The organism is Mycolicibacterium doricum (assembly GCF_010728155.1).
GTDB lineage: Bacteria > Actinomycetota > Actinomycetes > Mycobacteriales > Mycobacteriaceae > Mycobacterium > Mycobacterium doricum.
In genome coordinates this window covers 365,095-385,791 of sequence record NZ_AP022605.1, presented here as the reverse complement: position 1 = coordinate 385,791, position 20,697 = coordinate 365,095, and the positions used below count along the sequence as shown (strand labels likewise).

The window sequence follows — 20,697 nt, the reverse complement described above, 5'->3', positions numbered from 1 at the left end:
GGTCCGTCACGACGTCGCCAACGTCGCGAGCACCCGACGGCCGGCGGGATACAGACCCGTCATCGCCAACCCCGCTTCTTCGGCGAGCGCGGCCGCGCAATCCACCCCCACCGAAGCCCACCTGAACCACGGGCCCACCGTGTTGGAGGACTCCAGACGCACGAGACGGTCCTGCAGCCCGTGGGTTTCGGCGTCGAACTCCACGACGCATCGGCCGCCGGGCCGCAGCAGTTCGGCCGCGCGCCGCAGCACCCGCCCCGGGTCTCCGCCGAGGCCGATGTTGCCGTCGGCCAACAGTGCGGTCTGCCATCTCCCGATACCTGGTAACGCCCCGAACACGTCGCGGCGCAACGCCGGCGCTCCGTTGCGCCGCGCCAACTCGACGGCGGTGGCGGACTGGTCGACGCCCAGCGCGGGGATGCCGCGACGAACCAGATCGGCGACCAGACGCCCGGGGCCGCAGCCCAAATCGATCGTCGGACCCTCGCACAACAGCACGACTGCCCGGTCGAAGAGCCGGTCGGCGTGACGTCCGCCGAGCCAACTTCGCACCGGAAGTGTCTTCACCTCTCCGTCACCGCCGCGGATCCAGCACCGTTCACCGTCGAGCGCGCGGTCGTAGAGGTTACCGAGCATCGGTCACAGCCCTGCCGCTGCCGTCGCGAACGGAAACCGCCCACCGGGCGGGCAGCACCGCCGGACCGGTCCGACGTCCGCGGCGGTGTCCACATCGGCGACCTCGTCGACCATCACCACATCGATCCCCCTGTCCTGCAACCGCTTCCGCGTCAACGCGCCGGTGTCCCCCCGCGACATCGGCACCTCGCGCAGACAGTCGGCCATCCCCGCGGTCCGAACCCCTAGCAGCCACCAGCCGCCGTCGCGCGCCGGCCCCAGCACCGCGTCGGCACCGAGCAGCGTCTGTGCGCACCGGCCCAGCAGGTCGGCGGTGACCTGGGGGGTGTCCATGCCGATCTGCAGGATCGGGCGGTCCCCCACCGCCGCCGCCGCATCGGCGTGTGCGTGCACCAGCCGTTCGGCGAACGAGTCACCGCGTTGGTCGACGACGGTGAACCCGGAGAGTTTTGCGCGCAGCACCCCGCTGTTGTGCTGCGCCGCGTCGATGTCGCCGGTCAGCGCGACCACCCGCGCCTGCACCGGCGCGGCCAAAACCGCGTCGAGGGTGTCGAGCAGCGCCGCCGCAGCGATCACCGCGGCCATCTCCAACCCGACGGTGACCGCCAGCCGCGTCTTCGCCAACCCAGGCACCGGGGCCTTGGCGACCACGAGAACCGTCACCGGCAACTGCGTCACTCGATCACCCGCCAGAAGTCGAGCGCGGCCACCGCACTGCCGCGCAACGAGCCGCTGACCTTCGACCTTCCGCCGGTGCGCGGACCGTAGGTTACGTCAACTTCGACGACGCGCCAGCCCGCGGCGGCGGCGCGGACCAGGAGTTCCAGTGGATACCCGGAACGGCGATCCTGCACACCGAGCGCGAGCAGATCGTCGCGGCGGGCCACCCGCATCGGTGCGATGTCATGGACCGGCAGACCGTGGCGCTGCCGCAACCGCCAGCACACCGCAGCCGTCCCCAGGCGGGCATGCCACGGCCAGCGCAAGCCCGGCGCCGCCCGGCGCCGGCCGACCACCAGGTGCGTGCCGCGGTCGAGCTCGGCCACCAGAGCGGGCAATTCGCGCGGGTCGAGCGATCCGTCGGCGTCGAGCACAGCAACCACGGGGGTGGGCGCCGCGACCACACCGGCATGGACCGCGGAGCCGTATCCGGGGCGTGCCTCGTGCACCACCTCGGCGCCGTGCTGCCGCGCCACCTCCCCGGTCCCGTCCGTGCTGTTGTTGTCCACCACCAGAGCGCGGTAGCCGTCGGGAAGCGCGGCCAGCACCGCCGGCAGCGACGCCGCTTCGTCCAGGCACGGCAGCACCACCGTCACAGGACACTCGGGCATAGGCACGAGGCTAACCATCCCCGCCGGCACCCCAGCTGGACAACAGTGACAATTCTCTGACATCAGCGCAGGTAGCGGCCACCGACGGCTACCCTCGGGGGGTGACACGCGTCCTGATCGCCGACGACGACTCCGTCGTGCGGGACGTCGTGCGCCGGTATCTCGAACACGACGGCCTGGAAGTGGCCATCGCCAGCGACGGCAGCGAGGCGCTGCGCTTGCTGGGCACCGAGCGGTTCGACGTCGCCGTGCTCGACGTGATGATGCCCGGACCCGACGGGCTGACGCTCTGCCGCACCCTGCGCCAGCGTGGGGACAACACCGTCCCGGTGATCCTCCTGACCGCGCTCGGCGAAGAGGACGACCGCATCGCCGGCCTGGAAGCCGGTGCCGACGACTACTTGACCAAACCGTTCAGCCCTCGGGAACTGGCGCTGCGGGTGCGTTCGGTGCTGCGCCGTTCACCGGCGCCGGTCGGGTTGACACCGGTCGAGCTGAAAGTCGGCGCCCTGACGATCTCGGCGGCCGCCCGGTCGGTCACCGTCGACGGTCAGCCGGTCAGCCTCACCAACCGCGAATTCGACTTGCTGCTGTTCTTCATCAGCCACACCGACACCGTTTTCACCCGTGAAGAGCTGCTCAAGCAGGTGTGGCGTTGGGATTTCGGCGATCTGTCCACGGTCACCGTGCACGTCAAGCGGTTGCGTTCGAAGCTCGCCGACCACCACCGGGTGCAGACGGTATGGGGCCGCGGATACATGTGGAGCGGCGCGGCACGCCCACGCGAAGGCCTGGACACCGGTGCCGTCGACTGACGTCTGGGAGATCGGCGCCTGGGCGCTGGCCTGCTCGATTCCCGTGGTGCTGGCCGGCGCGCTGATCATCCGGCTGGCTCGTACGTGGTCGCTGGCGGTCAGCATGGTCGTGCTCGTGCTGATCCCCGTCCTCGCGACCTTCACCGGGGTGCTGGGCGCCAGCGGCTTCATGGTCACCGAGACCTTCGAGCCGATCGCCGTCGTGCTCGTGGTGGTCGCTGTGGTGACCATCCCCGGTGCGGTGATGCTCGGCCGCTACCAGGCCCGCCGCACGGTGTGGGAACAGGAGATCCGCGATTCCGAGCGGGCCGCCGAGATGTCGCGGCGGCAGCTGGTCGCGTTCGTCAGCCACGACCTGCGCACGCCGTTGGCCGGGATTCGCGCGGTGTCCGAAGCCATCGCCGACGGTCTGGTCGGCGGCGACGAGGTGCGCGCGCACGCCAAGCACATCGAACAGGAGTCCATCCGGCTTTCGGAGATGGTCGACGACCTCTTCGAGGTGAGCAAGATCAACGCCGGGGCGGTGCAGCCGGCCTTCGACCGCGTCGCTCTCGACGAGGTGGTCGACGACGTGCTGGCGGCCCACCGGATCGCCGCCGAACGCGCGGGGGTCCAGCTGCGCGCCGAACTGCCCGACGAACCCGTGCGGGTGCTGGGCAGCGACCGCGCACTGGTGCGGGTGCTGTCGAACCTGGTCGCCAACGCGATCGCGCACACGCCGGAGGGCGGCCGCGTGCAGTTGGCGCTCGGCTCCGACGAGAACGTGGCATGGGCGCGTGTCGACGACACCGGGGTCGGGATCGACGAGGCCGACCTGCCTCGGGTGTTCGACGTCGCCTACCGGGGCTCGAATCACCGTGTGCCGCGCGAGGACTCGTCGCTGCCCAGCGGTTCGGGCCTCGGGTTGGCCATCGCCGCGGGCCTGGTGCAGGCACATCGCGGGACGCTGTCGGCGCACAACCTCGACACCGGCGCCCGCTTCGAGGTGCGGCTACCGCTGGCGTTGGACACCTCGGGCTGACCGAAGGCGTCAGTCCGGCAGCGAATTGCCCAGCCGTTCCGCGGCGGCCAGATAGTCCTCGATGAACTCGCGGACCACCTCGCGCGCCGGTTTGACCTTGTTCATCAACCCGACGCCCTGTCCCACGAAGTAGGTCGCCAACTGCTGGGCGCCCGGGTGCCCCTGCGCGGCCAGCACGTCGATGCGGCGCAGCAGCGGTTCGGCGAGCATGTTCTGCAGCGGCAGCGGGAGCGGCCGGCGCTCACCGCGCGGCGCCCAGGCCTGCGTCCAGTCCGACACCAGCTGCCGGGCGGGTTTACCGGTCCGGCCCGCCGACCGTACCGTGTCCCGCGAGGTCGCGGCCAGCATCTTCTCCACCGTGTGCGGTGCGGTCTCGGCCTCTTCGGTGGTCAGCCACACCGAGCCGGTCCACGCCCCGTCGGCGCCCATCGCCACCGCCGCGGCCATCTGCCGTCCGGTCACGATGCCGCCGGCGGCGAGCACCGGCACCTTGGTCCCGGCGGACTCGATGGCTTCTATCACTTCGGGGATCAGCACGAGCGTCGTCACCTCACCGCAGTGCCCCCCGGCCTCGGTGCCCTGCGCGACGATCAGGTCGACACCGGCGGCGACCTGTTTGACGGCGTGCTCACGGGCGCCGACGAGGGCGGCGATCGGCACACCGCGTTCGCGGCCCGCCTCGATCATGTAGTCCGGCGGCACCCCGAGGGCGTTGGCGATCAGCTTGATCGGATGGCTCATCGCGACGTCGAGCAGTTCCCGACCGGTGTCCCCGGACAGTCCCGACCCGCCGAGGCGCGGCGCCCCGTCGAGTTCGATGTCGTGGTCGGCGAGCAGTCGGGTGACGAACTCGCGGTACTCGGCCGGGATTCGTCCGCCGAGGTCGTCGCGCGAGAGGTGCTCACCCTTGCCCTCGAACGTGGCCGGCACGATGATGTCGGCGCCGTACGGCTTCGCGCCCACCTGCTCGTCGATCCAGCTGAGTTCCCGGTCCAACTGTTCCGGCGTGTACGCCGTCGCGCCGAGCACCCCGAAGCCGCCGGCGTTGGTCACGGCGGCGACGACATCGCGACAGTGGCTGAACGCGAAAAGCGGAAAGTCGATGCCGAACTGTTCACATATCGCGGGTTTCACCCTGCCAGTATCACCGTTGCAAGTTGGTGATCATCAGTGTTCGCCCATTTGCACGCCGTCCCAGGGTTGTTCGGCAGCCGCGGGGCGGTCACTGGCCGAAGTACACGCCCAGCGGCGCATGTCACGCCCGCAACGGTGCGAACGCAAACTCTCGCAGACCGTCCCGCGGATCCACCGCAGCCCGGAAGCCCAGCCGTTCGGCCGCCCGCTGCGGTGAGGCGACGATGTGGCGCACGTCGCCGCTGCGGTACTGCCCGGTGACCAACGGCGGTGCCGACCCGCGGATCCCGCAGAGTTCGGTGGCGACCTCGATGATCGAGATCGGCCGGCCGGAGCAGACGTTGAACGCCTCGAATGCCGGCAGACACGACTCGACCGCGGCGAGGTTCGCCGCCGCGACGTCGTCGACGTGCACGAAGTCGCGCATCTGACCGCCGTCCTCGAAGACCCTCGGCACATCCCCGTTCTGCAGCGCGGAGCGGAAGATCGCCGCCACCCCGCTGTACGGGGTATCCCGGGGCATGTGGGGGCCGTAGACGTTGTGGTACCGCAGGGCCACCACCGATCCACCGGTCGCTTCCGCCCATGCCAGCGCATAGTGCTCCTGCGCGACTTTGCTTGCCGCATACAGACTCCGGGGACGCAGCGGCTCCTCTTCGCCGACCAGTCGCCACTGCAGTTCCTCCCCGCAGAGACCGCAGCGGTGCTCGAACACACCGGCGTCCAGATCGGCACGGGTACGCGGCGACGGGTCGACGGAGCCGTGTGCGGCGCACTCGAAACGGCCCTGCCCGTACACCACCATCGATGACGCCAGCACCAGTTTCTGAACGCCGGCGGCGAACATCTCGGCGAGCAGGACGCTGGTCCCATAGTCGTTATGGCTGCCGTAAGACGGTGCGTCGGCCGCGTTGACCCCGGCGCCCACCACGGCCGCCTGGTGACAGACGACGTCGATGCCGTCGAGTAGCGGGGTAAGAGCAGCGGAGTCACGGACGTCGACCCGGTGGGTGTCGTCGGGCAGTCGCGCCGATCCTCCGTGTGCGGCGGGCAGCATCACGTCGACGGCGACGACGTCGTGACCTGCCGATTCCAGCGCGACGCGCACGCGTGAACCGACGAATCCGGCGGCACCGGTGAGTAACACCCTCACGGCAACTCGATCGGCAGTGTCGCGCCTTCGTGCGGCAGGCAGTGCTCACAGGTCCGTTCGACGGCCACCTGATCGATCGCCTCGTGCACGACCTTCTTGAACGGTACGAGGTTGCGCTGGAACTCGGCGAACACGTCGACCGCCTTCACCCCTTCCCCGCTGCCGATACCCGCGTCCAGATCGGTCACCAACGCGATTGCGGCATAACACATCTCAAGTTCCCTGGCGAGCACCGCCTCGGGATAGCCGGTCATGTTGACCAAGGTGAAACCCTGGCTTGCAAACCACTTGCTCTCCGCGCGGGTGGAGAACCGCGGCCCCTGGATCACCACCATGGTGCCGCCGTCGACGACGCCGGGCAGCCCGGCGGCCGCCGCACGCAGCGTGGGGCAGTACGGATCGGCGAAACCGACGTGGATGCCGCCGGAGTCGAAGTAGGTGTCGTCCCGCCCGCTTGTGCGGTCCACGAGCTGATCGGGCACCACCATCGAGCCCGGGCCGAGATCCGGGGTGAGGCTGCCCACCGCGCACGGGCCGAAGATCCGCCGCACGCCCAACGCCCGCAGCGCCCACATGTTGGCCCGGTACGGCACGGTGTGCGGGCTGAACTGGTGATCGACGCCGTGCCGGGGCAGGAACGCGACCTCGTGCTCGCCCACCGTGCCGACCGTGATCGCTGCGCTGGGGGCACCGTAGGGGGTGTCGAGCATGACGCTGCGCGCGTCCGGGCCGAAGAACGAGTAGAAGCCGCTACCACCGATCACTCCCAGCATCGGTCCATTGTCGTCCATGCCCATCTCCCACGGGGTGACGACGGGGCCGTCGCCACCAGACGTGCGACGATTGCGCTCGTGGCAGGGTTCGCCGAATGGGTCGAGGGCGCTCGCCCCCGCACGTTGCCCAACGCAATCGCACCGGTGATCGCAGGCACCGGGGGCGCCGCGTGGTTGGACGGCGCGGTGTGGTGGAAGGCGCTGCTGGCGTTCGTCGTTGCCGTCGCGCTGATCGTGGGGGTCAACTACGCCAACGACTACTCCGACGGCATCCGCGGCACCGACGACGTACGGGCCGGTCCGCTGCGCCTCGTCGGATCCAAGCTGGCGTCGCCGCGTGCGGTGCTCACCGCGGCGATCGCCAGCCTGGCCGTCGGCGCGGTGGCCGGACTGGTCCTCGCGGTGGCCAGCGCACCGTGGCTGATCGCCGTCGGCGCCGTGTGCATCGCGGGCGCGTGGCTCTACACCGGCGGCTCGAAGCCCTACGGCTACATCGGGCTCGGTGAGATTGCGGTGTTCGTCTTCTTCGGGCTGGTCGCCGTGCTGGGCACCCAGTACACCCAGGCGCTGCGCGCCGACTGGGTCGGGCTCGCGCTCGCCGTCGCGATGGGTGCACTGTCGTCGGCGGTGCTGGTCGCCAACAACCTCCGGGACATCCCGACCGACCGAGAATCGGGCAAGATCACCCTGGCCGTGCGTCTCGGCGACGCCCGCACCCGGCTGCTGTATCAGGCGCTGCTGAGCACCGCGCTGGTGCTCACGCTTGTGCTTATGCTCGCCACGCCCTGGTGTGCGGTCGGGCTGGTGGCACTGCCGCTGGCGGTGCGGGCCGCCCGTCCGGTGCGCGGTGGGCTCGGCGGCAACGAGCTGATCCCGGTGCTCCGCGACACCGGGCTCGCCATGCTGGTCTGGGCGGTGGCCGTCGCGCTCGCGCTCGCCTTCGGTTGAGGCGTCACGACGCTTGCAGGATTCCCGATAGCCGGGTTTGGCAGCCGATGACGTTGTCCCCGCAGGTCAACTCGCCGACGTGCCGGTCCAGTATCCGGCGAACTTACCGTCGGCGATGCGGAGGATGTCGTTGCCGGTGAACCGCACAGGGACCTGCTCGCTGGCGCCGCTGCCCAGCCAGCGCCCGGCCACCATGTCGCCTTCGACGAACGGCCCCAGCTCGATCTCGAACGTCAGGTCCGAGAGCATCTCGTGGGTCTGGTCGATGATCGCTTGGAGCTCGGCGGGCCGTGCACCTCCCGGTCAGGCGACGGGCTCTGCGGCCCACAACCGGGTGATCCACTGCTCGTAAAGGCCCTTGGCATTGGTCATGATCAGACAGCTACCCAGCTGCTCACCCGGTTATGCCGGCGACGGCTCAGCGAGGTCGTCGAGCAACCGGTCGAGGCCGTCGGCGGTGTCATAGGTGTTGGAGATGTCGTAGGTGTTGGAGATGTCGTAGGTGTTGGAGATGTCGTAGGTGTTGGAGATATGGAACCCGAGCCGGACCGCCCCGGCCTGCGCCCGAGCGTGTGGCGTCATGCCTCGGCGTCACCGGGCGGGTCTTCGCCGCGCAGACGAGCCTGCAGCTGTTCTCGGTCCTTGCGCCGCTGCGCGTCGAACGCGGCGATGCTCGCGGTCGCCCGCTGCCGCAGCGGCGCGAACAGCCAGATACCCAGGGGCAGCGCGATCACGAGGGCGAACAGGACCGCGATGACCAACGGGAACTCCCGCAAACCGAGCAGATGGCCGACACCCAAGATCGCCGCCGCGAGCGCCGCCACCAGTAACAAGCGGGCTGCGACGTAGACGAGCACATCGGCAACGAGACGTGGACCCTGCCGACCTTCTGACACGCACCCGAGCGTACCGACGCGCGTATATTCGATGGCAGGAGGTTTGAGTGGCGTATTTGCTCCTGATACTGGTTCTGGCCGGCTCGGTCTACATCGGCTGGCGTCTCATGCGGGTCAGCGCGACCCGGCCGCAGCGGCGTGTGATCGGGCCCGACGACGACCCGGATTTTCTCCGGCGCCTCGGCCAGGACGACAACAACCCGCGGCAGTAGCCCCGCGTCGGGCGGCGCTACCCGCGGTCGTCGTCGCGGCGGACGGCGCCGGCGAATCCGTCGGCCACCACACCCGCCAGTTCCAGCAGCGCCTGCCGCGTCGCGGGCTTGAGGCGGTCCAGGCTGATCTCCGCGCCCTCTTCCAGATGCGGATCGAACGGCACCACCTGCACCGCGCGGCACCGCCGCGAGAAGTGGTCGGAGACCTTCTGCAGATCGACCTTGCCCGACCGCGGCCGCACCGCGTTGATGACGGCGATCGCGTTGGCCACCAACGCCTGGTGGCCATGCGCGTCGAGCCAGTCCAGGGTGGCTGAGGCGCTGCGCGCCCCGTCGACCGAGCCGGAACTGATCACCACCAGCACGTCGGCGTGCGCAAGCACCGACGTCATCGCCGAGTGCATCAGACCGGTCCCGCAGTCGGTGAGGACCAGGCTGTAGAACCGTTCGAGCACCTCGAGTGTGCGGGTGTAGTCGTCGGAGCTGAAAGCCTCCGACACCGCCGGGTCGGTCTCCGAGGCGAGCACCTCGAGCCGGCTCGACCCCTGTGAGGTGTAGGCGCGAACGTCGCTGTAGCGCTCGATACCCTCGGCGTCGCGGAGCAGGTGACGCACCGTCGCCGTCGTCTCCAACGGCACCTTCTGGCTCAACGTCCCCCGGTCGGGGTTGGCGTCGACGGCCACCACGCGGTCCCCGCGGATCGAGGCGAAAGTGGCGCCCAGGGTGGCGGTGATCGTGGTCTTCCCGACGCCGCCCTTCAGCGAGAGCACTGCGATGCGATAGCAGCCGGCCAGCGGTTGCTTCACCCGTGCGACGAGGCTGTCCTGCTGTGCGGCCTCCCGGCTCTCACCGATGTTGACCAGTTGGAACGTCGCCAGGTACAGCCACTTGCGCCACCCGTGCGAGGGCGCCTGTTTGGGCCGGCCCAGCAGCGCCACCGTCGACAGATCCAGGTACGGCGTCGGCGGTACGGGCAGCGGTTGCGACACCGGATGCGAGACCGGTCGCGGGGGTTCGGCGACCGGCCGGGTGGGGGCCACGGCGGCCGGGTCGACGACGGGGATGCCATCCGGCGGGGTGGGGGCCGACCACTCCGGCGGCACCTGCGGCTCGACGGCCGCCGGGTCGCGGAACCGCTGCTGAGCCCGGAACCCACCCGCCGAGTGGTCACCCATCAGCCGACCCCGGCGTAGGAGTGCAGGCCGACGGTGACGAGGTTGATGAAGAACAGGTTGAACACCATCGCGGTGAACCCGGCCACATTGATCCACGCGGCCTTGCGGTCGCGCCATCCCGCGGTCGAGCGGGCGTGCAGGTAGGCGGCGTAGACCACCCAGGCGATGAACGACACCGTCTCCTTGGGGTCCCAGCCCCAGTAGCGGCCCCACGCCTCCTCGGCCCAGATGGCACCGAAGATCACGCCGAACCCGAAGACGGGGAACGCGAAGATCGTCGTGCGGTATGCGATCCGGTCGAGGGTCTGCGCGTCGGGCAGCCGCTGCACCACCCGCGACACCATCCCGTCGTTCTCGGGCTGGCCGAACCGCGACATCTTGACCAGGAACAGAATGCTGGCGACGCCGCCCACGAGGAACACCCCGGAGCCGAGACTGACCACCGACACGTGGATAGGCAGCCAGTACGACTGCAACGCCGGCATGACCGGCGCGGCGTGCGAGTAGAGCCACCGACCCGACACCGTCAGCAGGATCAGGACCGGCACCAGGACGAACACCCACAGCGCGCGGTACTGGGGCCGGCGCAGCACCACCGCGGCGGCGACCAGCCCGCAGAACGACGTCAGGTTGATGAACTCGTACATGTTGCCCCACGGGACCCGTGAGGTGGACAGGCCGCGCAGCACGATGCAGGCCAGCAGCAACCCGGTGCCCACGTAGACCAGCGCCACGCCCGACGAACCGATCCGCTCGCCGAGCGGACGCTTGGGGACGTCGGCGACGACGCCCGGGCCCGCGCTGTCGGCGCCGATGGTGCGACCCGATGTCGCCGCCGGGGCGGCTAGACCCGATGTCGCCGCCGGGGCGGCTCCGGCGCCGATCAGCTCACGGTTGGCGACCCCGCGGCTGCGGCTGTAGGCCAGTTCGACGGCGAGCAGCAGCATCGCCCCCACCAGGACCAGGACCGATGAGGTGAACGCCCAATCGGAAAACCGGGCCAGACCGAGGTCGATGTCGGGACTGTTCATGTGACTCTCTCTCCTGACACGGCTTCGGCTCCTGACACGGCGTCGGCTTGCGTGTCGGTGTGACCAGCGTCGGGGTGGCCGGCCAACAGCCGCACCGTCAACCGCTCGAACTCCTCGCCCCACCCGGAGTTGTCGGTACGGGCCAACCCGCCGAATTCGACGCCAACGGTACCCGGATGCGCCGGCGTGATCCGAACCCAGACCCGGCGGCGACGCACGATCAACGACACCAGTAGACCCGCCATCATGCTCATCGCGAACACCAGCACCCACATTTGCGCCGGGTCGTGCGAGACCTGCACGTTCACGAACGGCGCAGCGCCGTCGAAACGGACGACGGTGCCGTCGTCGAGGCGGGTTTCGCCGCCGACGCTGAGGTTCACCCTGGCTTCGCGGGTGAGCCGGCCCTGACCGACCAGCCGCTCGTCGAGGGAGAAGATGTTCTGCGGCCGGCCGGAGTCGAGCCCGGTGTCACCGCGGTAGACGTCGATCGCGACGCCGGGATCGCGCATCGCGGGAAAACTCGACGACAGCAGGCTCCCGTGCAGCAGTTGCGTCGGCGCGAACAAGCCCTGGATCGCGATCTGGTTCTTGCGGCGTTCGTCGGCGTCGGGGTAGGTGCCCGCTGGCGGGTCGAACCGCATCACCCCCGAGGACAGGAAGGTGATCTGGTCGTCGGGCCGCCACTGCAGCGTCTGGGTCCGGGTCTGCCCGTCGGGGAACGTGACGGTGAAGGTCGGTGCGTAACCGTGGCCCTGCAGGTACACCCGGTCACCGCCGACGCGCAGCGGCTCGTTGACCTTCAGCTCGTAGGGCCGCCATGTGCCCGTCGTCAGATCATCGCCGGCCTGGTATTCGATGTCCGCCGAGAACGACGTGGCCTGACCGCTGTCGAGGTAGTCGGCCTGGAACTCGTTGACCTTCAGGCAGATCGGGTACAGCGAGGTGCCGTCGACGGTGTTGCCCGCGCGGAACGAGTCGAACGCAGCGGGTGAGGCCGAACAGAAGCCGGGGCCGCCGTCGGCGATGACGATGACGTTGCCCTCGTAGCCGAACAGCTTGCCCGCGGCGATCGCGACGAGCAGGCCCAGCAGCGAGAAGTGGAAGACGATGTTGCCGAACTCCCGCAGATAGCCCTTCTCCGCCGATATCCCGGCCGCCTCCCCCTCGGTGCGGATGACCTTCCGCCAGCCCCTGAGCTCCTCGCTCATCGAGGCCGCCACCTGCTGCGGCTCGCCGGTGACCTCGGCGGTGTGGTGTTTGGGTAGCCGGCCCAGGTTTCGCGGCGCCGGCACCGGAACCGCGCGCAGGCTCTTCGCGTGTTCGACGAGGCGCGGTGTCAGGCAGCCGACGAGTGAGATGAACAGCAGCACGTAGATCGCCGTGAACCAGAAACTCGAGAACACGTCGAAAGCCTGGAGGCGGTCCAGCCACGGACCAAGGGCGGGGCGATCGGCGATGTACTCGGCGACCTTCGCCTCGTTGAGGCTGCGCTGCGGCAGCAGGGCGCCCGGGATGGCGGCCAGCGCGAGCAGGAACAGCAGCACCAGCGCGGTACCCATGGAGGTGAGGGTCCGCCAGGTGTTGCGCGCGTAGGCGAGCATTCGCCGCATCAGATCGGCAACCTGACATCGCTGACGAACGCATCGCGCACCCAGGCGACGAAGTCGTTCCAGAGTCCGGTGACCAGCGCAGTGCCCACGATCAGCAACAACACGCCCCCGAACACCTGGATCGTGCGGGTGTGCCGGCGCAGCCAGCCCAGCCCCTGCACCGCGCGCGCCGACCCGAACGCCAAAAGCACGAACGGGATGCCGAGGCCCAGGCAGTAGGCGATGACCAGCGCGACACCGCGGGCGACGCTCGCGCCGTCGGTCGCCGACGCGACGGTGATGACCCCGGTCAGCGTCGGGCCGAGGCACGGCGTCCAACCCAGCGCGAATACCGCGCCCAGCAGCGGCGCACCCGCGACGGTGGACAACTGCCGCGGGGTGAAGCGCGCTTGACGTTGCAGAGTGGGGATCAGCCCGACGAACACCAGCCCCATGATGATCGTGACGACGCCGCCGATGCGTTGCAGCAGGAGTTGATTGGTGATCAGCGTGGTCGTCATGCCCAGCACCGCCACGGTGCCCAGCAGGAACACCGCGGTGAAGCCGGCGACGAACAGCGCGGCGGCGCCAGCGACCTTGAGCCGTCGCGTCCGCACCGCCGAGATCGACGAAATGGCGGCCCCGTCTCGCACTTTTGCGCCCGTTTGTTCGTTTGGGCGAACGTGGTCGTCGACGCCCACCACCGCGGCGAGATACGACAGGTAGCCGGGCACCAGCGGCACCACGCACGGCGACGCGAACGACACCAGACCGGCCAGCACGCAGACCGCCAGCGCCAGCGCCACCGGCCCGGCCGCGGCGATCTCGGCGAACCCGGTCACGGCTGCTGCTCCTGTTCGGGTGCCGGTTCGGACGCGAGGCGTTCGACCACCGGCTGCAGGTCCTCGGCGAGCAGCTCACGCAGGAACACCGCGGCGACCCGGTGCTCGCGGTCCAACACGACGGTCGACGGGATGACCGTGGTCGGGTACTTGCCGCCGAACGCGATCATCGTGCGCATCGCCGGGTCGTAGATGGAGGGAAACGTGATTCCGCGGTCGCGGACGAAGTCGACGGCGGCGTCGCGATTGTTGTCACGCACGTCGATGCCCAGGAATGCGACGCCCATGGCGCGGGTGGCGTCGTAGACCTGCTGCAGCTCGCCGATCTCGGTCCGGCACGGGGCGCACCACTGACCCCACACGTTGATGACGACGACCTTGCCCGCGAAGTCGTCGAGCGACAGCGTATCGGCCGGGTCGAGCAGATTCGGACCCGACAGCGGGCCGGGCCCACCGCGGTCGGCGGGCGGGTCGTAGAAGATGTCGGTCCTGCCACCGGGCGCCACGAACTCGAAGGTGCCGCCCTGGGCGACGGCGTCGTCACCGGTGGAGCAGCCGGCCAGCGCGACCACCGCCACGCTCGCCAGCACGATCCACCATCGCCTCACTGTCCGGACAGCTCCGCGTAACCCCACCCGACGTAGGCGTCGCCGTGGAAGTAGAACGAGGTGACCGAGGCGAGGTTGCACAGGCGCCGGGTGGGGAAGTGGTGCAGCGGTGCGCCGGTCATCGCGCGGCGCAGCGTCTCCACCGGCAACTGGTGGCTGACACACACCGCCTCGTGGCCGGTGGCCTTCGCGCGTGCCCGGTTCATCGCGGCTGTCATCCTCGCGGCGATGTCGCTGTACGGCTCACCCCACGACGGGGTACGCGGGTTGCGCAGATGCCGCCAGTTCACCGGGTTGCGCAGCGCGCCGTCACCGGGCGAGACCCGCTTTCCCTGGAAGACGTTGAGCGACTCGATCAGCTCGTCGTCGGTGTCGATCGACAGCCCGTGCGCCGCCGCGATCGGGCCTGCGGTCTCCTGGGCGCGTTCCAGCGGCGAGGCGACCACGTAGACGATGTCGCGGTCGGCGAGCCAGGTGGCGACGGCTTCGGCCTGGGCGCGGCCACGGTCGGACAGGTGGTAGTCCGGCAGCCGGCCGTAGAGGATGCCGTCCGGGTTGTGCACCTCGCCGTGCCGCATCACGTGGACGACGGTCTTCGATGCGGCCTCGCCGGCCGAAGGCGGTATCCCGGTCATGCCGGCTTCGTCGCTTCCGCAGCGGCGCGGGCCGCACCGGTCAGGGCGGCGGCGATGCGGTCGAACGCCTCGTCGTCGAGCGCCGCCGAGACGAACCAGGCCTCGAATGCGCTGGGCGGCGGGTAGACGCCGGCCTCGAGCAGGGAGTGGAAGAACGGAGGGAACCGCCAGGTCTCGGTGGCGCGAGCGGTGGTGAAGTCGGTGACCTGCTCGGCGGTGAAGAACACCGACAGCATGTTGCCGCCCCGCTGCACGCGGTGGGTGACTCCGGCATCGGTCAGCGCTCGGGTGAGCAGGCTGGCCAACCGGTCGGCGTTGGCGTCGAGTGCGGCGTACACCGCGTCGTCGGCGGTGCGCAGCGTCGCCAGGCCGGCGGCCATCGCGACCGGGTTCCCCGACAGGGTGCCGGCCTGGTAGACCGGGCCCAGCGGCGCCAGCCGTTCCATCACCTCGGCACGGCCGCCGAACGCCGCGGCGGGCAGGCCGCCGCCCATGACCTTGCCGAAGGTGAACAGGTCGCCGTCGACCGGATCGACGCCGTACCACCCCGACCGGCTGACCCGGAACCCGGTCATGACCTCGTCCAGGATCAGCAGGGCGCCGTGGTCGGCGGTGATGCGGCGCAGGGCCGCGTTGAACCCGGGCTCCGGCGGGACCGCGCCCATGTTCCCCGGGCTGGCCTCGGTGATGACCGCGGCGATCTGATCCCCGGCCTCCGCGAAGACCTCCCCGACGGCGTCGACGCTGTTGTACGGCAGCACGATGGTGTCCGCGGTCGCCGCGCCGGTCACACCGGGCGACGACGGCAGCCCCAGCGTGGCGACCCCGGATCCGGCGTCGGCGAGCAGCGCGTCGCTGTGGCCGTGGTAGCAGCCGGAGAACTTGACGATCTTGGGGCGGCCGGTGAAACCGCGGGCCAACCGGATCGCGCTCATCGTGGCCTCGGTGCCGGAGTTGACCATCCGCAGGCGATCGACGGGCGCGACGCGGGAGACGATCTCGGCGGCCAGTTCGGTTTCCGACGGGGTTGGGGCACCGAAGGACAGGCCGTCGGCGGCGACGCGCTGCACGGCCTCGACGACCGCGGGGTGGGCGTGGCCGAGGATCATCGGACCCCAGGAGCAGACGAGGTCGACGTAGCGGTTGTCGTCTGCGTCGGTCAGCCAGTAGCCGTCGGCGGAGGTGATGAAGCGCGGTGTTCCCCCCACGGCGTTGAACGCCCGGACCGGGGAGTTGACCCCACCGGGGATGACGGCGCACGCGTCGGCGAACAGCCGCGCCGAATGCTCGGTGGCGGTGTGGTGAGCACCCATGACCACCAGTGTCCCAGCCGGGTCCACCGCGTCAACTACAGGGTGTAGTGGTCGGGTCGACGCCCGCCGGTGGTCCTCGTCGCAGGTACGGATGAGCGAGAGGTACGGATCAGCGAGCGCGTCACCCGGGCTGGGAACCCGCCCGGGCTTGTCGGTGACGTCCGGTTTCTCGGTAATCTTGGCGTCGGGGTCGTCAGCCACCTTCTGAGACGCCTTCTTCTCCGCGCCGGTCTGGCGTTCCTTGTCGCTACTCATGGGCTTACGACTGCCCGAATGTGTGATCTGCGAAAAAGAAGCGTCTCTACCGAGGCGCAGTACCGTCGCGCCGCAGCCGCGCCACCCCGACGACGATCAGCACACCCGCGACCGTCGCAAGGAGCAGGGCGAGCACGAGCAGCGGCGCCGAGTACACCGTCACCGCGGTCTCGGGTTCTCCCGGCGTGATCGGCGCGGCCATCGCCGGCCTGCGCGCCGCCACCCAGCTCGCCACGCATCCGACCGCCGCGGCAACGGCCAACACCATTTCCAGCAACGCTCGGCGTCGCGCGTTCACGGCACCCGTTCCTCGACGAGCCCGGCCAGCTCCTCCCGCAGGGTCGCATGCCGGCGCGCCCAGGCCTGCGCCGTACGGTTGCCGGACAGCTTGAGCCCGATGCCCGTGCGCCCACGGGGAACGCCCGTCAGCTCGCCGAGCGCCCTCGCCGACTGCCAATTCTGCATCTCGGACCCGCTCGTCGGCGGATACACCGTGACGATTTCGGAGACCTTGGTGATTTCGGCGCCCTGCCGCAGGGCCTCCGGTGTCAGCTCGACCGAGGTGTGAATCCGCGCTGCCTTCACCTGGACGGTCAGGAAGCCAGAAACCAGCACCAGCAACAGTGCCGGCAGCAACGGCTGCCACCCGTATCCGGCGGAAATCTGGATTGCGAGCATCCCCCCGCCCGCGGCGGGCCCGGCGAGCAACCACGCCCAGCTGGCGCCGGGCTCGTAGAACAACCGCTCGTTCGACGCGCCGGTCATCGGCGGCCGGCTTGCTCGAACCAGCCGGCAGCACTGCGGCGCGTCAGCAGTACGGTGCCGACCGTGATCGGCACCAGCGCCAGCAGCGTCACGAGGTTCGCCACCCCGGCACCCGCGGCGAGCATGATGAGCACGACGGCGATCGCGAGCGCGAGCGCGACCGTCGCGCGGCGGAACCGTGGATCGCCGCGCCGGGCCCGGCCGGCGACGAACGCCAGCACCGCACCGGCCAACACCGAACCGACGCCGACACCGCGCTGCACGGCCAGGTAGCTAAGCAACGACTCGTCGCTGACCTCGGGGTCGATCGCCGAGCGCGCGGTCTCGAAGCTGACGGTGGCGGCGAGCATCCCGCCGACGATGAGCAGGACGGCTCCGCCGACCAGTGTCCAGAACGCGATGTCGACGACGCGCGGCCGCGCCGGTGTTGGCGAAGCGGTCATGGTCGGGTCAGCCTAGCGCGGTCAACGCATGAAGAAGGCGTTGGAGTCTTTGCGGTGCAGCAGGAAGATGCCGCCGGCGATGAGCACCGAACCGATGATCGCGGTGACCGCGTAGCCGAACGCCGCGACCGGTGACTCCCGCTCGACGGTGAACAGGTTCGTGACGGTGTAGGCCATGGATCCGAAACCGCCCGCGGTCAGCAGCGTGCGGGTCCAGCGGTAGCCCTGCCGCAGCAGGATGAGGAACGTCAGCACGACCGCGGCGACCGCGACGACGATCATCACCGCGATGCCTTTGAGAAACAGCGGCGCACCCGCCACCGGCGCCATCAGGTTGTCGATCAGGTACCCGATCACCAGCAGCGGCAGCGCGGCCGCCCAGAGCCAGAAGCCGGTGTCCACATCGGCCGGGCGAGCCGGCTTCGGCCCGGCCGGGCGGGTCGATTCTCCCGTCATGTCAGCCAGCCCGCCACGTCGGCCGCCCAGTAGGTCAACACGATGTTCGCACCTGCGCGGCGGATGCCGGTCAGCGTCTCCAGCGCGACGGTAGGACCGTCGATCCAGCCATTGGCGGCGGCGGCGCTGATCATCGAGTACTCACCGGAGACCTGGTAGGCGGCCACCGGGACGGGCGAGATGTCGGCGGCGGCGCGCAGCACGTCGAGGTAAGCCATGGCGGGTTTCACCATCACCATGTCGGCGCCCTCGTCGAGGTCGAGTCGCACTTCGTGCAGCGCCTCGCGGGCATTGCCCGGCTCCTGCTGGTAGGTGCGGCGGTCACCCTGCAGGCTGGAGTCGACGGCGTCGCGGAACGGCCCGTAGAATCCCGACGCGAACTTCGCCGCATACGCCAGGATCGCGGTGTCAGTGTGGCCCGCGGCGTCGAGGCCGTCGCGGATGGCGGCCACCTGACCGTCCATCATGCCGCTCGGCCCCACCACGTGCGCCCCCGAATCCGCCTGGCTCACAGCAAGCTCGACGTAACGGCGATTGGTCGTGTCGTTGTCGACCCGGCCACGCTCGTCCACCACCCCGCAGTGGCCGTGATCGGTGAACTCGTCGAGGCAGGTGTCAGCCATCAGCACCGTCGCGTCGCCGAGGTCGGCGTCCAGGTCGCGCAGCGCGACGTTGAGGATGCCGTCGGGATCGGTGCCGGCGCTGCCGTAGGCGTCCTTGTCCTCGTTCTTCGGCACCCCGAACAGCATCAACCCGCCGACCCCGGCCGACACCGCGTCGGCGGCGGCCCGCCGCAGCGAGTCACGGGTGTGCTGGCACACGCCGGGCATCGAGGCGATCTCGCGGGGTTCGTCGATGCCGTCGGCGACGAACATCGGCAGTACGAGATGCCTTGGCTCCAGGGTGGTCTGCGCCACCAGGCGGCGCATCGCGGGCGTCGAGCGCAGCCGTCGCGGACGGTGTCTTGGGAAGGCCATTGCAAAGCCAGCCTACCCTTAGCGGCGGCGGCTCTTCTTGCGCGGCGGCGGCAGCGCCCCCTCGGCGCGCAGCCGGGCCGCGTGCTCGGCGAGCGCCTCCACGAGCGGACCCACAGCGGCCACTTCGGGCTGCACGTCGACGCGCAGACCGAACTCGGCGGCGGTCTCCGCGGTCTTCGGCCCGATGCAGGCAACGATCGTGCGGGCGTGCGGCTTACCGGCGATGCCGACGAGGTTGCGCACCGTCGAACTCGACGTGAAGCACACCGCGTCGAAGCCACCCGTCTTGATCATCTCGCGGGTCGAGGCCGGCGGCGGCGCGGCGCGCACCGTCCGGTACGCGGTGACGTCCTCGATCTCCCACCCGCGTTCGCGCAGCCCCTCGGCCAGCGTCTCGGTGGCGATGTCGGCCCGCGGCAGCAGTACCCGGTTCACCGGATCGAAGATGTCGTCGTAGGGCGGGAACTCGTCGAGCAGACCCAGCGACGACTGCTCGCCCGTCGGGACCAGCTCGGGGTTGATGCCGAATGCGCGGACCCGCTCTGCCGTCGCCTGACCGACGCAGGCGATCTTCACCCCGGAGAATGCGCGGGCGTCGAGCCCGAACTCGCTGAACTTCTCCCAGACCGCGCGCACCGCGTTGGTGGAGGTGAACACCACCCACTGGAAGCGACCGTCGACCAGACCCTTGACCGCCCGCTCCATCTGCGCGGGGCTGCGGGGCGGTTCGACGGCGATGGTCGGCACCTCGACCGGCAGCGCACCGTGGCCGACGAGCTGCTCGCTCATCTCGCCCGCCTGGTCCTTGGTCCGCGGCACCAGCACGGTCCAGCCGTACAGCGCGCGGCTCTCCCACCAGTTGAGCCGGGCCCGGTTGGCGACAGTGCGGCCGAGCGTCACGATCAGCGGTCCGGCCAGCGGCGCCGCGGGCCCGCCGGTGGCGTCCGGTCCGGTCAGCACGGCCTTGTCGATCAAGCCGGACAGCGTCGACTCGACAGAACGCTGCTGGCAGGTGGTGCCGTTGGCGGTCACCACCACGGGGGTGGTCTCGGCCAGGCCGTACTCGATCAGCGTGCGCGCCGCATCGGGCAGGTGCGAGGCGGTCCCGTGCAGGATCAGCGGACCGGGGGCCGCGGCGATCGCCGCCCAGTCCACGTCGCCGCGCACGTCGGCAACGGTGTGGGTAGAGCCCAGCGGCAGACCTGCGTACGTCGGCACCGTGGTGGTGTCGGGCAGGCCGGGCACGATCTCGAAGTTGGCGTGGCTCTTCGCCAGCGCGTTCACCTCGGCGATGACGGCGTCGACCGACAGCGGGTCACCCGCCACCAGCCGGACCACGTCCACGCCGTTCTTGGCCTCGCCGGCCAGGGTCTTGGCCACCTCGGCCGGGTCGCCCAGCGCGGGCCGGATGTCCGGACCACCGGGGATGGTCCAACCCGCCTGCTCGTCGGCGCCGTCGGCTGGTCCGGCCGGTTCCGGGCCCGACGGTGGCGGCAGGTGCGCACCCACCAGGGACAGCACCGCTTCGGGCACGTCGGGGTCGGTGAAGACCAGCGCGGCGTTGACGAGCACACTGTGCGCCCGTGTGGTCAGCAGGCCGGGGTCGCCTGGGCCCGAGCCCACGAAGGTGATGCGGCCCGGCTTCATCTTGCGCCCGCGCCCGCTCTCCTGCCGAGTCATCTGTCT

The 20,697-nt window shown here is 70.2% G+C and carries 25 protein-coding genes and 1 pseudogene; 4 read left to right on the top strand and 22 right to left on the bottom strand.

All coding sequences use genetic code 11. From position 1 onward, the window contains the following. Positions 1–6: 6 nt before the first annotated feature. Genes G6N07_RS01890 through G6N07_RS01880 form a run of 3 tightly spaced genes read right to left on the bottom strand, consistent with a single transcriptional unit; the run spans position 7 to position 1,967 of the window. On the bottom strand, positions 7–636 hold the full coding sequence (locus tag G6N07_RS01890) for a methyltransferase domain-containing protein (RefSeq protein WP_085192169.1): 630 nt from the start codon (positions 634–636) through the stop codon (positions 7–9). 3 nt (positions 637–639) lie between these two features. After that, entirely contained in the window at positions 640–1,314 is a 675-nt protein-coding gene (locus G6N07_RS01885; protein WP_085192170.1) for a TIGR04282 family arsenosugar biosynthesis glycosyltransferase, read from the bottom strand. After that, positions 1,311–1,967, bottom strand: coding sequence for a glycosyltransferase family 2 protein (locus G6N07_RS01880; protein WP_170301068.1), 657 nt, complete (start codon positions 1,965–1,967; stop codon positions 1,311–1,313). The genes G6N07_RS01885 and G6N07_RS01880 overlap by 4 nt, the downstream gene beginning before the upstream one ends. 101 nt (positions 1,968–2,068) lie before the next feature. Between G6N07_RS01880 and G6N07_RS01875 the strand changes: the two genes are divergently transcribed. Continuing rightward, the gene (locus tag G6N07_RS01875; protein ID WP_085192172.1) at positions 2,069–2,782 is read left to right on the top strand and encodes a response regulator transcription factor; all 714 of its coding nucleotides are present in this window, start codon (positions 2,069–2,071) and stop codon (positions 2,780–2,782) included. Beyond that, positions 2,769–3,803 carry a sensor histidine kinase gene (locus G6N07_RS01870; protein ID WP_085192173.1) on the top strand — a complete coding sequence of 345 codons (1,035 nt, stop codon included), beginning with the start codon at positions 2,769–2,771 and terminating at the stop codon, positions 3,801–3,803. Before G6N07_RS01875 ends, G6N07_RS01870 begins: the two co-directional genes overlap by 14 nt. Positions 3,804–3,812: 9 nt before the next feature. Here the strand turns inward: G6N07_RS01870 and G6N07_RS01865 are convergent, their stop codons facing one another. The 3 genes from G6N07_RS01865 to G6N07_RS01855 form a co-directional block, all read right to left on the bottom strand. Continuing rightward, on the bottom strand, positions 3,813–4,937 hold the full coding sequence (locus G6N07_RS01865; RefSeq protein WP_085192174.1) for an NAD(P)H-dependent flavin oxidoreductase: 1,125 nt from the start codon (positions 4,935–4,937) through the stop codon (positions 3,813–3,815). Positions 4,938–5,058: 121 nt separating this feature from the next. Further along, complete coding sequence (locus G6N07_RS01860) at positions 5,059–6,090, bottom strand: NAD-dependent epimerase/dehydratase family protein (protein WP_085192175.1); 1,032 nt, start codon at positions 6,088–6,090, stop codon at positions 5,059–5,061. Continuing rightward, complete coding sequence (locus G6N07_RS01855) at positions 6,087–6,863, bottom strand: S-methyl-5'-thioadenosine phosphorylase (protein ID WP_085192217.1); 777 nt, start codon at positions 6,861–6,863, stop codon at positions 6,087–6,089. The genes G6N07_RS01860 and G6N07_RS01855 overlap by 4 nt, the downstream gene beginning before the upstream one ends. Positions 6,864–6,941: 78 nt before the next feature. Between G6N07_RS01855 and G6N07_RS01850 the strand changes: the two genes are divergently transcribed. Then, on the top strand, positions 6,942–7,811 hold the full coding sequence (locus G6N07_RS01850; protein ID WP_085192176.1) for a 1,4-dihydroxy-2-naphthoate polyprenyltransferase: 870 nt from the start codon (positions 6,942–6,944) through the stop codon (positions 7,809–7,811). Positions 7,812–7,877: 66 nt separating this feature from the next. On the opposite strand, the pseudogene G6N07_RS20040 reads toward G6N07_RS01850, so the two are convergent. The 3 genes and pseudogenes from G6N07_RS20040 to G6N07_RS01835 all read right to left on the bottom strand — a co-directional run. Next, positions 7,878–8,087, bottom strand: a pseudogene (locus G6N07_RS20040) (nuclear transport factor 2 family protein); the annotation flags it as partial. A gap of 126 nt (positions 8,088–8,213) precedes the next feature. Beyond that, the gene (locus G6N07_RS01840) at positions 8,214–8,393 is read right to left on the bottom strand and encodes a hypothetical protein (protein WP_085192177.1); all 180 of its coding nucleotides are present in this window, start codon (positions 8,391–8,393) and stop codon (positions 8,214–8,216) included. After that, positions 8,390–8,707: a DUF4229 domain-containing protein gene (locus G6N07_RS01835; RefSeq protein ID WP_085192178.1), complete on the bottom strand. Its 318-nt coding sequence runs from the start codon at positions 8,705–8,707 to the stop codon at positions 8,390–8,392. Before G6N07_RS01835 ends, G6N07_RS01840 begins: the two co-directional genes overlap by 4 nt. A 47-nt stretch (positions 8,708–8,754) precedes the next feature. On the opposite strand from G6N07_RS01835, the gene G6N07_RS19670 reads away from it, so the two are divergent. Continuing rightward, on the top strand, positions 8,755–8,919 hold the full coding sequence (locus G6N07_RS19670) for a hypothetical protein (RefSeq protein ID WP_099050269.1): 165 nt from the start codon (positions 8,755–8,757) through the stop codon (positions 8,917–8,919). Positions 8,920–8,936: 17 nt separating this feature from the next. On the opposite strand, the gene G6N07_RS01830 is transcribed toward G6N07_RS19670, so the two are convergent. The 13 genes from G6N07_RS01830 to G6N07_RS01770 all read right to left on the bottom strand — a co-directional run bounded on the left by G6N07_RS01830 (position 8,937) and on the right by G6N07_RS01770 (position 20,691). Beyond that, the gene (locus G6N07_RS01830) at positions 8,937–10,094 is read right to left on the bottom strand and encodes a MinD/ParA family ATP-binding protein (protein WP_085192179.1); all 1,158 of its coding nucleotides are present in this window, start codon (positions 10,092–10,094) and stop codon (positions 8,937–8,939) included. After that, complete coding sequence (ccsB, locus tag G6N07_RS01825; RefSeq protein WP_085192180.1) at positions 10,094–11,125, bottom strand: c-type cytochrome biogenesis protein CcsB; 1,032 nt, start codon at positions 11,123–11,125, stop codon at positions 10,094–10,096. Before ccsB ends, G6N07_RS01830 begins: the two co-directional genes overlap by 1 nt. Then, on the bottom strand, positions 11,122–12,738 hold the full coding sequence (gene resB, locus G6N07_RS01820; RefSeq protein ID WP_085192181.1) for a cytochrome c biogenesis protein ResB: 1,617 nt from the start codon (positions 12,736–12,738) through the stop codon (positions 11,122–11,124). Before resB ends, ccsB begins: the two co-directional genes overlap by 4 nt. Next, positions 12,738–13,559, bottom strand: a complete 822-nt coding sequence (locus tag G6N07_RS01815) for a cytochrome c biogenesis CcdA family protein (RefSeq protein ID WP_085192182.1) — start codon at positions 13,557–13,559, stop codon at positions 12,738–12,740. The genes resB and G6N07_RS01815 overlap by 1 nt, the downstream gene beginning before the upstream one ends. Next, the gene (locus G6N07_RS01810; protein ID WP_085192183.1) at positions 13,556–14,167 is read right to left on the bottom strand and encodes a TlpA disulfide reductase family protein; all 612 of its coding nucleotides are present in this window, start codon (positions 14,165–14,167) and stop codon (positions 13,556–13,558) included. Before G6N07_RS01810 ends, G6N07_RS01815 begins: the two co-directional genes overlap by 4 nt. Further along, entirely contained in the window at positions 14,164–14,802 is a 639-nt protein-coding gene (locus G6N07_RS01805; RefSeq protein WP_085192184.1) for a histidine phosphatase family protein, read from the bottom strand. The genes G6N07_RS01810 and G6N07_RS01805 overlap by 4 nt, the downstream gene beginning before the upstream one ends. Further along, positions 14,799–16,115: a glutamate-1-semialdehyde 2,1-aminomutase gene (gene hemL, locus G6N07_RS01800; protein WP_085192218.1), complete on the bottom strand. Its 1,317-nt coding sequence runs from the start codon at positions 16,113–16,115 to the stop codon at positions 14,799–14,801. Before hemL ends, G6N07_RS01805 begins: the two co-directional genes overlap by 4 nt. 301 nt (positions 16,116–16,416) lie before the next feature. Then, complete coding sequence (locus G6N07_RS01795) at positions 16,417–16,668, bottom strand: hypothetical protein (protein ID WP_085192185.1); 252 nt, start codon at positions 16,666–16,668, stop codon at positions 16,417–16,419. Beyond that, positions 16,665–17,135, bottom strand: coding sequence for a transport-regulating membrane protein Mce1N (locus G6N07_RS01790; protein WP_085192186.1), 471 nt, complete (start codon positions 17,133–17,135; stop codon positions 16,665–16,667). The genes G6N07_RS01795 and G6N07_RS01790 overlap by 4 nt, the downstream gene beginning before the upstream one ends. After that, the gene (locus tag G6N07_RS01785; RefSeq protein ID WP_085192187.1) at positions 17,132–17,578 is read right to left on the bottom strand and encodes a hypothetical protein; all 447 of its coding nucleotides are present in this window, start codon (positions 17,576–17,578) and stop codon (positions 17,132–17,134) included. The genes G6N07_RS01790 and G6N07_RS01785 overlap by 4 nt, the downstream gene beginning before the upstream one ends. Before the next feature lie 21 nt (positions 17,579–17,599). After that, on the bottom strand, positions 17,600–18,034 hold the full coding sequence (locus tag G6N07_RS01780) for a hypothetical protein (protein ID WP_085192188.1): 435 nt from the start codon (positions 18,032–18,034) through the stop codon (positions 17,600–17,602). Then, a complete protein-coding gene (hemB, locus tag G6N07_RS01775; RefSeq protein WP_085192189.1) occupies positions 18,031–19,011 on the bottom strand; it encodes a porphobilinogen synthase in 981 nt (326 codons plus the stop codon). Before hemB ends, G6N07_RS01780 begins: the two co-directional genes overlap by 4 nt. A gap of 18 nt (positions 19,012–19,029) precedes the next feature. Further along, positions 19,030–20,691, bottom strand: coding sequence for a bifunctional uroporphyrinogen-III C-methyltransferase/uroporphyrinogen-III synthase (locus tag G6N07_RS01770; RefSeq protein WP_085192190.1), 1,662 nt, complete (start codon positions 20,689–20,691; stop codon positions 19,030–19,032). Positions 20,692–20,697 lie beyond the last annotated feature (6 nt).